7 protein-coding genes are annotated in these 13,749 nt (G+C 65.7%); 1 reads left to right on the forward strand and 6 read right to left on the reverse strand.

Features of this window, described 5'->3' with window-relative positions:
- Positions 1 to 21: 21 nt before the first annotated feature.
- The 6 genes from SFC76_RS09195 to SFC76_RS09220 all read right to left on the reverse strand — a co-directional run bounded on the left by SFC76_RS09195 (position 22) and on the right by SFC76_RS09220 (position 10,299).
- The gene (locus SFC76_RS09195) at positions 22 to 2,841 is read right to left on the reverse strand and encodes a TonB-dependent receptor (RefSeq protein WP_322849179.1); all 2,820 of its coding nucleotides are present in this window, start codon (positions 2,839 to 2,841) and stop codon (positions 22 to 24) included.
- A 416-nt stretch (positions 2,842 to 3,257) separates the two neighbouring features.
- A complete protein-coding gene (locus SFC76_RS09200) occupies positions 3,258 to 4,001 on the reverse strand; it encodes a TonB family protein (protein WP_322849180.1) in 744 nt (247 codons plus the stop codon).
- A gap of 22 nt (positions 4,002 to 4,023) precedes the next feature.
- Entirely contained in the window at positions 4,024 to 5,517 is a 1,494-nt protein-coding gene (locus tag SFC76_RS09205) for a surface lipoprotein assembly modifier (RefSeq protein ID WP_322849181.1), read from the reverse strand.
- 28 nt (positions 5,518 to 5,545) lie between these two features.
- Entirely contained in the window at positions 5,546 to 6,301 is a 756-nt protein-coding gene (locus tag SFC76_RS09210; protein WP_322849182.1) for a Slam-dependent surface lipoprotein, read from the reverse strand.
- A 136-nt stretch (positions 6,302 to 6,437) separates the two neighbouring features.
- The gene (locus SFC76_RS09215) at positions 6,438 to 9,539 is read right to left on the reverse strand and encodes a TonB-dependent receptor domain-containing protein (protein ID WP_322849183.1); all 3,102 of its coding nucleotides are present in this window, start codon (positions 9,537 to 9,539) and stop codon (positions 6,438 to 6,440) included.
- A 244-nt stretch (positions 9,540 to 9,783) separates the two neighbouring features.
- Complete coding sequence (locus SFC76_RS09220) at positions 9,784 to 10,299, reverse strand: sigma-70 family RNA polymerase sigma factor (RefSeq protein ID WP_322849184.1); 516 nt, start codon at positions 10,297 to 10,299, stop codon at positions 9,784 to 9,786.
- 362 nt (positions 10,300 to 10,661) lie between these two features.
- Here SFC76_RS09220 and SFC76_RS09225 point away from each other — a divergent pair, with 362 nt between their 5' ends.
- The gene (locus SFC76_RS09225) at positions 10,662 to 13,718 is read left to right on the forward strand and encodes a TonB-dependent receptor domain-containing protein (protein ID WP_416222407.1); all 3,057 of its coding nucleotides are present in this window, start codon (positions 10,662 to 10,664) and stop codon (positions 13,716 to 13,718) included.
- Positions 13,719 to 13,749: the final 31 nt, after the last annotated feature.

Genomic DNA, 13,749 nt, shown 5'->3' on the forward strand with positions numbered 1-13,749 from the left:
GAACGCCCGGCGCAAGCACGGTCAGAAGGTGATGCGCGCGACCCCGCTGATCTGGCGGTCGCTCATGATCGCATCGCGCGGCCGGGTGAGGATGCCGTAATAGGTCGACCGCACCGTGTTGGTGAGGTTGGTGCCGTTGAGCGTCAGCGACAGATGCGGCGTCACGTTGGCGGTGATCGACGCATCGAGCTGCCCCGACGCCTTCTGGAAGATGGGCAGGTTGCCCGTGCCGTTGGCGGCGGTCGTCACGAGGAACTTGTTGCGCCAATTGTACGCGGCCCGTGCCGAGATCAGGCCGTGCTCGTATATGCCGATCAGATTGTAATTATACTTCGACAGCCCCTCCAGCGAGAGTTGCGTGACCGGGCCCTGGCTCGCCGGGCTCGGCGCGGTGGAATCGACATAGGTGAAGTTCGCCTGCACCCCGAAGCCGCTCAGCGCGCCGGGCAGGAAGTCGAAGAATTGCTGATAGGCGACCTCCGCGCCCTTCACCTTGGCCTTGCTGGCATTGTCGTAGGTCGTCACGTCGTACGTCGCGGTGACGCCGTCGGTGAACTGCACGGTGAGCGGGTTGATCACCGTCTGGATGTAATTCGAGATGTTCTTGTAGAAGCCGGCGACGCTCAGCGATCCGGTGCGCGCGAAATACCATTCGAGCGAGGCGTCGAAATTGGTCGACTTCATCGGCTTGAGCGACGGATTGCCGGTCGAGGTCGTATGCTGCTGGTCGATCTGGGCGGTGCCCGGCTCGGTGATCGTCAGCGTCGGGTTGAGCTGGTTGAAGTTCGGGCGCGAGATGTTCTTCGACGCCGCGAAGCGCAATTGCAGCCGCTCGGTCAGATGCGCGCGCAGGTTGAGGCTCGGCAGCACCGAGGTATAGCTGTTGCTCTCGCCGTTCGGGGTGAAGGTCGGCGCAGCGGTCGACTGCGTGCCGTCGGGCGCGGTGATCAGGTCGACCTGCTGGTAGAAGCCGGCCACCGCGACTTCGGTCTTCACCGCGCGGACGCCGATGTTGCCGTCGATCGGCACCGGCAGCGTGTCCGCCTTGAAGAAGGCGGCGAGATAGCCGGTATAGGTCTTCTGCGTCTCCGTATTGGTGCCGCTGGGCAGATAGGGCGGCGTCGTCGCGATGCCGAGCGTCGCACGCGTCGCGTCGTAGTTCAGCACCGTCGGCAGCGAGAAGGCTTGGATGTTGCCGAACAGATTGGCGTCGCCGCGGAAGAAGTCGCCGAGGTCGACGTAGCGCAGATCGCTCGCCGGCCCGGTAAGCCCGGTATAGCGATAGCCGGTGTCGCTGGTGCGGTTCTTGCGGTTGGCGTAGCGGATGCCGGCCTTGATCGAGCTGAGGATGCCGCCGTCGAAGCGATATTCGCCGTCGAGTCGCCCGACCGTGTCGGTGCCCTTCGAATTGTTGAGATCGTCGAGATAGAAGCCGTTGCTGTAGGTCGCCGGATTGGCGAGCCCCGCCGCCGAGGCGATCTGGAACGACGGAATGTCGCCGCGGATGTCCTGCGCCAGCGTCGTCGCGGTGCCGCTCAGCCCGACGATCGAATTCAGGTTGTTGGTCTTCGAATCGACATATTGGCCGTCGGCGGTGATCGTCAGATTGGCGGTCGGCCGCCATTTGGCGTTGAGCGAATAATCGGTCGTCACCGAGTGGCGCGCGCCGATCGAGGTGTTGTTGCCGATCGGCACGTTGACGAACGTGCCGCTCTGGAAATCGCCGTTGGGCGCATAGGTGAACGGCGCGCCGGCGAGCGGCGTGATCGCGACACCGCTGGTGTAGGCGAAATAGCTGTAGCCGTAGGACCGCAGCTTATAATCGTTGCGGAAATATTCGCCGGTGAACTCCAGCGTATCCGTCGGGCGCCATTGCAGCGAGACGTCGACGCCGAAGCGGCGGCGGTCGCCGGGCACTTCGCCGATGCCGGTGCCGTGCGGCAGCGTCGTGGTCTGGCCGGTGCGGCCGAGCGTCGCCAGCGTCGCGGCGTCGCCGGCATTTGCCGGGTCGAGCGTGTAGAAGGGCTCGGTCGAGATCGTGTCCTGGCGGAACGCGGTCTTCTGGTAGGAGGCGCTGGCGAGGATACCGATCTCGCCGATGCCGGTCGACCAGCGATCGCTGAGCAGCAGCGAGGCGGCCGGCTTGCTCTTGCGCGCGAGGTCGTAATAGGTGTTGGTCACCGACGCAGAGGCCTTGGCGCCGTCGAAGTCGAACGGCTTGCGGGTCCGGAAGTTGATCGTGCCGCTGAGCTGGTCCTCGATCAGGTCCGCCGACGGATTTTTGTAGACGTCGATCCCGGCGAGCAGTTCGGACGGCACGTCCTCGAGGCTCAGCGCATTGCTCGATCCGCTCGCGGTGAAGATGTCGCGGCCGTTGAGCTCGGTACGCACCTGCGTGAGGCCGCGGATCGCGACCGTGCTGCCCTCGCCGAAGGCGCGCTGGATCTGCACGCCGGAGATGCGCTGCAACGCCTCGGCGATATTGCGGTCGGGCAATTTGCCGATGTCTTCGGCGACGATCGAATCGACGATCTGCGCCGAGTTGCGCTTGATGTTCTGCGCCGACTGAAGGCTGGCGCGGACACCCGTGACAACGATGTCATCACCGGCCGAAGGCGTGGTGGGGCTGGTGTCGACGGCCTGTCCCTGATCGCCGCTGGGTGCGGCGGTGCCGCTGTTCTGCTGCGCCTCGGCGGCTGGGGCGGGCGCCGGTGCGTCCTGCGGCGGCGCGGTCTGCGCCTGCGCGGCCGAGCCGGCCAGTGCGATCGCCAGCAGCGATACCGTCGCGTGGAAGCCCGTGTTGCGACCCAAGCGCGTGAGCACCATCGAACCTGTCATCATTCTCTCTCCAGCCGATCCGGCCGCGGCGGTACGCCCGTGCCTGACTTGCAGACGTCGTGCTCGGCCCGTCGCGAACGTCTCGGGGCGCCGCCTAAGCCAATGGAAAGTCTATTTATACGACAAATGCTAAATCACAGGCGAATATCTCAGCGCATTGGTAAAAGTGTCGCATAGCGGCCTGATCGGTCTGATTTATGTAAAGCGAGGGGGGCGGCCGCCGCGACCTGGCCGCGTTGGCGGAGGTGACAGGACGGGCGATGCCGGCACGCGCATCGTGCAGCCTGCGCTTTGTGCCAAACGCGACGAGCGCAGGATCTTCGGGCATCGGGCGATTATCGGTTGGGCGGCCGCCGGCCGATCGATCCGGAGCGGCAGCGGCTTACCGCTAAATCGGACAAAAGCCTGATACGCCGGGGTCAGCCCCGCAGGCTGAACTGGATCGGCAGTTCGACCGATACCGGATCGCCGGGAATGTCGGCGGTCGGCCGGGGCAGGGGGGAGCCGCGCTTCACTGTCGCCAGCGCCTCGCCATCGAGCGAAGGATAGCCACTGCCGCGCACGATCCGCGCCGAACGGACGATGCCCTGCCGATCGACGCCGATCGCGACGAGCGTCACGCCCTGCTGGCCGTCGCGTTCGGCGATACGGGGATAGCGCAGCAGCGGCCGGAGATGCGCGAGGATGTCGCCCTGCCAATTGGCCCGCGCCGCCCGCTCCGCCGAGGCCGTGCGTCCCGTGGTCGGCAGCGCGGCGGCGGGGGCGGCGCTGGCGGCGGTTTTGGTGTCCGCCGGCTGGTCGGCCAGCCCCTGTGGGTTCGGCGGAGCCGCTGCCGCAGGTTCGGCCGGAGCCACGTGCGGGGCCGGAAACTGGACGATCGGCACAAGCGGCGTGGGACGCGGCGCCTCCGTCCGGCGTGGCGACTCCTGCGCAGGCGCGGACGCTTGCGCGGTCGCGGGGGTGTCGGGCGAGGCGGGGGGGACGTCGAACATGGCCAGCGCGGGGGCCGGCCGACTGCTCGGCGCCGTGGAAGGGGCCGTCCAGTGCCAGAACGCGATCACCGCCAGCAAAGCATATAGCAGCGCCGTACCGCCGAGCCCGAGCAGATTCTCGCCGCGCCGGCGACGCGCGGCATAGGAGGCGGGGGGCCAGTCGGCCGTCATCCGGTTCCGCGAAAACGCTATGTCAGAAGACATGATCCACCCTCAGGCTGACGCTGGTGCGCCGGTAGGAATAGAGCCAGTCGACGTTGCTGCCGACGCGGCTGTGCTGGACGAGCAGGCTGGGGCTGAAGCCGGCGAGCTTCGCGGCGGGGAGCCGGGCGAGCATCGTGTAATTCTGGTCGACGTCGCGGCGTCTGGCATCGAGAAGCGGGCTGAACGCGCCATATTCGCGGCGGCGGAGCGAGGCGGTCAGCAGCAGGTCGACCGCCTCGCCGATCGTCCGGTCGAGCCCGAGCCGCGCGCCATATTGGCGATAGGCGTTGACGGGATCGGCGGCGCGCTTGTCGAGGAGATCCGGCCCGCCGAAGATCGTCCAGCCGTGCGGGAACGTGCGGAAGCCGGTGAGCCACGCATCCGCCTGGCGGCCGTCGTAATCGCGATAGCCGTCGCGCCGGTAGGTGAAGTCGCGCAGATTGGCCTCGAACCGGACGAGCGTGCCGGCGCCGACGCTGCGGCTGTATTCGCCGTGTAGTCCCCGGGCGTCGTAGAGCCGCTGGCCCCCCAGCGTGCCGAGATCGAAGGAGGGGGCGAGGACCACCCCGGTGGCGGCGGTGCGGCGGTCGTAGCCGGCGTAGAGCGACAGCGCGCTCTGGCTGTAGCGGCCGTTGCCGGGGAAGAGATCGCCGAAGGCCAGCGCTCGGCCGCCGACCCCGTCATGGCCGGCGAGCGGCAGGCGGAGCGTGGCATTGCCCTCGATGTTGATCCCGCGCGCGGCGATCGGATCGGGCACCTTGCGATCGAACAGGCAGTCGCCCGCCGCGCCGGGGATCAGGCAGGTGTAGCTCGCCGAGGACTGGTTGAGGTTGGACGTATATTCCGGCCCGAACGACACCATGCCCTGCACGCCCCGCCGCTTCCGCAGCGTGGCGAGGAAGGTGTCGACCGTGCGCACCACGCCCGCCGCCTTGTCGCCCTGCGCGAGCAGCGCGCCGCGGACGTCGGCGAAGGCCTGCGCCGCCTCGCGATCGCGGCGGTCGAGGAACAGCACGCGCGCCAGCTCGAGCCGGCCGGGCAGGAAATCGGGCTGCACCGCGACGAGCGCGCGATAGGCGCGGCGAGCCCCGGCCATGTCGCCCGCCTCGCGGGCGAGGCCGCCTTCGGCATAGAGGATCAGCCCGTCCTCGTGGCCGGGGAGGGTGCGATAGCGAGCGAGGAAGCGACGCACGTCGGCCCAGCGCCGCCGCGTGATCGAGACGTAGAGCGCCGCGCCCGTGTCGTTGGCGTTGCGGCCGACGGCATAGACGGTGCCGTCGATCTCGACGCTGGTCGGATCGAGGCGATCGGTTTCGTCGCGCACCCGCGTTTCGGCCTCGGCCTTGCGCTGCTCGACGGTCTGGTCGAGGCGCAGGCGCGTGTCGCCGCTGCCGGCCTGCTGGGCGAGCGCGGGCGACGGACAAGCGGCGGGCAACAGGGCGCCGGCGATGCCGACGCCCCGCGGGACAAGGACGGAGGCCATGACGGCCCCCGCCCCCCGACGCATCGGATCAGTTCTTCGTGCCACCGAAGGCCGTGTCGTACTGACGGGAGGAACCGAAGGTGGCGATGCCCGCCAGCGCCGCGGCGTTCGCGCCGTAAAAGCGGCCGTCGACCGTACCGCCCGAAGCGACCGTTGTCCCGGATTGGGTCGCACTCGCGCCGGAACCGGAGAAGGTCGCTTTCGTACCGTCGATCGTCGCGGTGCCGATGTTCACCCCATAGCCCGACGCGCTGTTGGCGATGCTGCCGGTCAGCGTGCCCGACGAGCCCGATGCGAAGTTGGCGGTGAAGGTGCCGGTCAGCAGACCCTTGTTGGCATAGTCGCTGATGCCCCGAACCGCATAGGTCGCCGAGCCGCTGGTCGGCACGGTCGTGCCGGTGGAAGTGCCGGCGTAATAGACCGTGTGATCGCCAGCCGTCGCGCTGCCGGTCTGCGACCACTCACCGAAATAGAGATCCGCGCTGCCGACCTTGGCGAAATCAAAGCGGCCATAGCGACTATGATCGGTTGTGGTGCCGGTAATCCGCGTGATGGTAGTGACACCATCGGCATTGGGCGGCGACGAGGCCTGAAGCCCCTCGAAATCTACGCGAGTGACGAGGCCCGTATTTGGTACGCCGATCCCCGGCCGGCCCGAACGGTGGGGCCCACCGTCCACGGTGCTTGGCCCGATATTGACGTTGTTCGTATCGCTGGAAGCGCCGGCGATCTGCGCCTGCGCGCCGCCGGCGATGGCCAACGTAGCGACGGTGGCAAGTGCCATCATCTTGAGATATGCCCGCTTCATGATAGTTCTCCTTCGTTGGTGCATCCGACCGTTCGGATGCGATCATCCAGGGATCGCCCCGCGTCCGACCCGCCAGGATGCGCGGCGCGGCGGCGGTTCCTGAATTGCGTCATCAGATCCGCCCCGTCAGGCTGATCCGGATCGTCCGTCCCGGAGCCGGCACGAGCGAGCGCGTCAGCGGGTCGGCGAAATAACGGTTGTTGAGATTGGTCCCGACGATCTCCGCGGAAAAGCGGTCGTTCAGGCGCAACGACGCATAGGCGTCGGCAGTGACGGTTTCGCCCCAACTGAACGGGATGTTCAGCGAATAACCGTTTATCCGTTTCTCTAGCGGGCCGCCGATCAGGTCATCGAGCTGCCTGTTTCTGTAAGCGCCGTACCAGATGAGCCGTCCGCCGAGTTCGAGACGCTTGTCGAGGAAGCGACCGCCTGCCGTCCAATTGGCCGAGTTCTCCGGCGTCGCCTGGGTCAGCAGATAACCTCCCGGGAAACCATATTTGACGCAGGTCGGAACCCGCCAGCGGATCGGGTCGCGCTGCAGCGCGGCGCTTTCGTCGCAGACCTTGTTGACCAGCATGTGCGCGGCGCTGACATCGCTGAAGAAGCGGCCATCGTCGTAGCGCGCCTGCAACTCCAGCCCCTCGATCACCTGCCGTTCGATGTTCGAGAACATCAGGCTGGTGTTGCGCTCGACGACGTCGTGCGTAGTGTTGCGATACCAGGTGAGTTTGAGGTCGGCGCGCTGGTCCTTGCCCTTCAGGGCGAGCAGGTCACGCAGGTCCTGTATATAGGCGGCCTCCCGGAAATAGCCGTGTTCGGGCTTGAGCCGGGCGAGGGGATTGAACGACGCCGAGAAGCCGAGCGTACTCTCGAACATGCTCGGGAACCGCAGCACCTCGGCATACCGCACATAGGCCCGACTGCTGTCACTCAGGAAGACGGTCGCCGATGCGGATGGCGTCCAGCCATCACCGCTATGGCGCGTATCCGTCAGCGTCGGCACGAACGGATCGGTGATCCCCGCTGCAGCGCAATGGCCGGTGGCGCCCGGCATGTTGGCATAGATGCCGTTCAGGCAGATATTGTCGGCACGGCCATAGCGGCCATCGGCGCCGGGCAGCCATTGTGCGGCCTTGTTGACGGTGATCTCTCGAGGTCTGGCCAGATAGGCTGGCAGGTTCTCTTGGATGCGCCGATTGACGACATCGCTAGGCAGGCCGGCATATCTGCTGCGATAATCGGCCTCGAAAAAGGACTGTCCGATACCGCGATAGAAGAATTCGTAGTGCGAGACCGCGTATCGGGTGAACCGCTTGGCGTTACCCGCATCGATCTGTCCGCGAAGGAGATCGTCGACCGCCCAATAGCCGGACCACGCGAGGCCGGTATTCAGTTTGAGAAAGCGGGTCGGTCGCCATTCCGCGTCGAGTGCGATGCGATGTTCTTCACGGCGCCCCTTGCGGGGAAACTGACAGAAATTGCACGATGCGCTGGTCGAGACGTCGTCGGAAGAGGTCAGTTTCTCGTGCTGCCAATTGCCTGAAACGATCATATCGAAGGCCGAACCCAGCCGTATCTTGTTGCTGCCGGTGAAGCCGACGCGGTTGTTCTGCGAACTATTGATCCCCGTATCCATCAGGATCGGGTCGGAGATGCTTGCCGAATTGGGGAAGCCGCCGCGCGTATAAGTGTGGCTCGCGGTGCGCGTAGCCCACAGATTGGCCTTCAGGTCGAGCCACGGCGTATCCGGCCGCCACTTATATTCGGCGTTATAGGCCTGCATGTGGACATGGCTGAGCGGCCATTGGACGATGCCCAGCGTCGGGTTGACGGTGATCCGCGACGGCATGATCTCGCCGTACGCGGTACTGCTGTCGCGGAAGCCGAACTGGAGATACTGGTCGGGCGCGATATGCCAACTGGCCTTGCCCAGCCACGATTCGAGCCGGCTCGACGTATTCGACACCTCGTCGCCCGGTTTGTATTCGAGCGCCATACGCCGCAGATAGGTGTCGGCGGTGTCGGGCAGGTCGGCATGCGAATAATAGCCGGCACCCGTCCGTCCGGCGAAGTAATTGCCGCGGTCGCGATAGGCATAGGCCCCGATCAGGTCGATGTCGCCAAGGCGTCCGGCCGCCGCCACGCGCAGGGCGCGATCACCGGTCGAGAGCAGGTTGTTATCGTCGCTGGTACGCGGATGGATGCGTAGCGACGGATCATCATAGGGCCATGCCGGATTGCTGTACTGCGGCGTTCCCTTCGCGCCGGGAAACCCCAGTACGGTGCGATAATCCTGGCCGGTCAGCAAGGTCGGCAGGCGGGGGGCGGTGGAATTGTCACCGCCCTCGACATGGATCTCAATGCCGAAATGTTGGCCCGGCTTCAGGATATCGCCGACATTGAGCGTCTTGATAACCACCGCGCCGCCGGTGGATCCATGCACGTCGCGGTCGGATACCGGACCTTTCAGCACCTGGATGCCGGCGATCAGGCTGGGGTCGATATAATTCCGGTTGCTCGCGCCGTTATAGCCGCGCCAGACCGTCAGCGCCTGTTCGGTGCCGTCGACGATCACGGGCACGCGGCCCGGTCCCTGAATGCCGCGGATGCTCGGGTCGAGCGCCCCGCTGTTGCGCGCGTCGCCACTATAGACGTTGACCATGCCGCGCAGCACGTCGGACGTGCTGACGCCCTTGTAGCGCTCCACCTCTACCTTGCCGGCATAGCTGGAAGACGCGTCGCGGTCGTAGATATCGTCATAGCCGCGCGCGTCGCGCGCGCTGCCGGTGTCGGCGCTTTGCTGGCCCTCGACCCGCAGCGCGTCGGTGGTGATCGTGTCGGCGGCCGCGGGCGCGGGGAGGCGCTCGATCGTCACCCGGCCGCCGCGCAGCCGCCCCGTGAAGCCGGTTCCCGCCAAGAGCCGGGCGAGCGCCGCCTCCGCCGTCAGCTGCCCGCTGACGCCGGGCGATGCCGCCGCAAGGATATCGTCGGTCGTTGCGCCCACCGTCAGGCCCGACTGCTGCGCGAACGCGGTCAGCGCGTCGCCCAACGGTCCGGCGGTAATCGCGAAATCGTGCGCCTGTGCCTCTTGCGCTGCCGCCATCGCCGGCGCCACCACGCCGGCGAGCGCGGTCGCGCCCAGCCACGTCGCTCGCCACACCACGATCGCCGCGCACCGCCCCCGCAGCCCGCCGGTGGTCCGTCCCCTTGTCATTTGCACTAGCTTACCCCCAATCATATCCAGGCCGTTTATGCGAACGCGTCGCATTAGCCTCATCATAGGAAACGCGGTGGTGCGCGGGATTTTCGGAAAAAATGTTATCAGGGGCCGGCCCTCGATCCGTGGTGCTTGCGCGCGGCGGCCAGCCACGCCAGCGTGCGGGCTCGTCGCGAAGCCGGGGCGTTCGGCGCATCCGGAAGCCGGATCGGCCCGTCGCCCGCCTACTTACCGGCGACGCTCATCCCGGATCGCGAAGCGCGGCACGGCACCGCGCGACGCCCTCGACGACGAGACCATGTACCGTCGTCACGGAGACGCCGAGCCGCTCCGCGATCTGGGTGAGCGTCGCGCCCTCGAGCCAGTGCATCTCCACCGCCCGCCGCATCCGTACCGGCATCGTCCCGAGCAGGGCGGCGAGCGCGCGCAGCTCGTCACGGGCGATAGCATGGGTTTCCGGCGACGGATCGAGACTCGCGACGTCGGCGAACGGCGCCTCGGCGCTTTCGGCGAAGAGCGACGACCGGACCGAACGGCGGCGGCGCCAGTCGCGGATCAGATTGTCGACGACGGTGCGCAGATAGGGCAGGGTCTCGCGCTGCGCCTGACCGGCCGCGGCGGCGTCGAAGCGCAGCCACGCGTCCTGCAACAGATCCTCCGCGATGCTCCCGTCACCGGTCAGCCGGGCGGCGCGCCCGAGCAACTTGCGCCGCGAGAACAGATAGAGCTGGAGCCGCTTGTCGTCGGCGTCGGTCATGCCCGGCCCGGTCGGCAGATGCGGGCCTTCGATGACGATCGAACGTCGGCAGCGCGGACGGCGTGGCGGCATGGGATGCCGTCCACCCGTCTCGTGTTTGCGTACCGGGCCATGCTGGCGCAGGGCCTAGCCCAGATGCTAACGACTCGCAATATCCTATTCAGGCTTCGAAGGCGGCCTCGACGTTGGCCAGACACGAAACACGAACTGGCGGATGCCGTCAGCGGCGCCGCAGGGCCAAGCGAAACGCGCTATTTTTCGGGCCAGGCCAGCTTCCGGTGTTTCGCTTCTAAAATGGAGGTCGGGAAAGCGGGGGCGGCGCGCGTCAGCGCGCACCTTCGCTGTTGCGTTAAAGGGGTGGCTTGGTGACTTTCGTGAATTCTGCAATTTCTACCCTGCGACATGGGGTATCGGCTGCGGCCCTCCTGACGGCGATTGCCGCGCCCGCATATGCGCAAAACGCGACGCCGATCCAAGCTGCCGACGCCGCCGCCGATCAGCCCGCGGCGCAGGATGCGCAGGATAAGCCCGCTGCGACCGGGAGCGCAGCGCAGTCCGATCCGGGTCAGGGTACGGCGATCGTCGTCACCGGCACGCTGTTCCGCGATTCGAATGCGACGTCGATCTCGCCGGTGACCGTCCTGACCTCGGAGACGCTCGAGCGCGCGAACATCACGACCGCGCAGGACGCGATCCGCTCGGTATCCGCGGACAGCGCCGGCTCGATCTCGACCGGCTTTCGCAACGGTTTTTCGGCAGGCGGTGCCGCCGTGTCGCTGCGCGGCCTCGGCGTCTCGTCGACCGTGGTGTTGATCGACGGGCTGCGTTCGGCGAACTTCCCGCTCAACGACGATGGCCACAACGCCTATGTCGATCTGAACTCGATCCCGTTCAGCATCGTCGACCGTATCGAGGTGTTGAAGGACGGCGCATCCTCCACCTACGGCGCGGACGCGATCGGCGGCGTGGTCAATTTGATCAGCAAGAAGCATTTCAGGGGCGTCGAGGGATCGGTGCAGGGCGGCGCGACCGAACGCGCCGACGGCTCACACTATCGGGCGACGCTGACCGCCGGTTATGGCGATTACGAGGAGCAGGGCTTCAACGTCTATCTGAACGGCGAATACACCTATGACGGCTACATCACCAATCACGCGCGCGGCTATCCGTTCAACACGCTCGACCTGCGGCCCAGCGGGCTGAAGGACCGTAACCGCAACGATGACTCGCTCACCACGGCGAACACGCAAGCGGTCGTCACACGTGTGACTCAGAGCGACACCAACAACCCGCTGGCGGGGCAGATCGGTGCGTCACCTTTCCCCAACCAGTACCAATTGCTCAACGCGAACGCCTGTCCTTATGGCAGCTTCACGGTGAACACGGACAAGGAACAGGGCACCGGCTGTGCCCATAACCTCGCCGACGAATATAATATAATCCAGCCCCGTCAGCAGCGTTACTCGACGACCGCCCACCTCACGGCGCGGCTGAACGACAATCTGGAGGGGTTCGCTACCGCCAGCTACTCCCATTCCGACGTCAGCATCACGGGTGGGCCTTCGTCGATCCTCCAGAACCAGCCGTTCGGCGGGTCCGCCGCGCTCTCGTCAAAAAATCCGGGCATCGTATTGCCGGTCTACGTCTGCTCCGCGGGGGTGAACTGCGCCACTGCGGCCGACAAACGGCTGAACCCGAACAATCCCTATGCCGCCGCTTTTGCTGGAAACCCAAGCGCAGGTGCCGCACGTATCTATTATCTGTTCAGCGACATCCCTGCCAACAGCGACCGCTACGTCGACGTGTTTCGAGCCACTGCGGGCATTTCAGGCAATCTCGGCGCCGGCTTCCGGTTCCGGCTCAACGGCGTCTATGCCCGCGACGATTTCAGCCTCACGCAGCGCGGATCCATCAACATCCAGGGTTTGTTGAACGCGATCAACACGGGCGCCTATAATTTCGTCAATCCTGAACGCAACGGCGCGGCGGTACGCAATCAGATCTCACCCGACCGCACGACGCCGTCCAGTTCGACGGTCGCGACGATCGGCGGCTCCATTATCAAGGCCGTGACGGCGCTGCCCGGCGGCGACCTCAACATGGGCGCCGGCTTCCAGATTCGTCGCGAGACGTTGATGAACCGCAATCAGAACGCAGACCTGAGCTATTATGGGTTGAACACGTCTTCGGCGCAGGGCCATCAAACCGTCACGGCTGGCTTCTTCGAGATCGATGCGCCGTTCGCGAACGAACTCGATCTAAACGTGTCGGGGCGCTACGATCATTACTCGCAGGGTTACAGTCATTTCTCGCCGAAGGTCGGCGTCAAGTTCACCCCGATCGAGCAGATCGCGCTTCGGGCCACATATTCTCAGGGCTTCCGCGCGCCGACCTTTGCGGAGAACAACCCCGCCAGCAGCTATGCCGGCTTCTCGTCGTTCACGCCGCCTCAGAGCTTCGTCGATGCGCATCCGGGTAATCTGGCGTATACCAGCACCTATCAGCTCGGTGGCGGCGCAGCGGGCAACCCCGACATATTGCCGGAAGTCTCGCGCAGCATCACGCTCGGCACGATCCTCAAGCCTGCACGCTGGTTTAGCCTGACCGTCGATTATTATAACATCAAGAAGTCGAACCTCATCGTCAGCGGGCCGCTGCGGGGCGAGGCTGTCGAGGCTTATTACGGCCAAGCCAACGCAACAGCGGGATGCGCCGCGCTCGCTGCGGTCGGTGAAGGCTACAAGTGTAACGTTATCGATGCACCCGATCCCGTCAACCCGAATGCGTTGCCCCATCTGCTGGTGTTCGACGTACCGTACGTCAACGCCAATTACGAAGTGAGTTCGGGCATCGACGTGCAGGCGAGTGCGACTGTTCCGATTTCCGAGGGCGTGCGACTGATCAGCCGCCTCGACGTCACCCGCGTGCTCCGCCTCGATCTGGTTACTCCGGCAGGTGTGGTGGAAAAGTATGCTGGCACGCTTGGGCCGTACGAGCTTTCGTCGGGCGGCGGGACGCCGCGCATCCGCGGCAACTGGCAGAACGCGCTGGAAGCGGGCAAGTTCTCGCTCACCGCGACGACCTATTATGTGGGCCGGATCAAGCAGGTCGCGGCCGACGAGATCGCACCTATCGATAATGTGATCGACCTCTCGTGCAAGAACACGCTGGCACCCGTGCCGTCGGGCGGCGACAGGAACAATCAATGCTACGTTCGTCCGTTCATTTACGTCGATCTGAACGCTGGCGTGCAGGTGAACGATCAGTTCCGGTTCTTCTTCAACGTGCAAAACCTGACCGATGCCCGGGCGCCGCTTGCATCGGGTGCTTATACCAGCAATCCGAACTATCTCAGCAGCTGGCATTACGCAGGTCTCGTCGGCCGGAATTTCAGTGCCGGTGCGAGCTTCAACTTCTAAGGACGGGATCCGCAACGGGAAACGAGGCGTC

The sequence above is a fragment of the Sphingomonas sp. CD22 genome, from assembly GCF_034556155.1.
In the GTDB taxonomy this organism is placed as follows: Bacteria; Pseudomonadota; Alphaproteobacteria; order Sphingomonadales; family Sphingomonadaceae; genus Sphingomonas.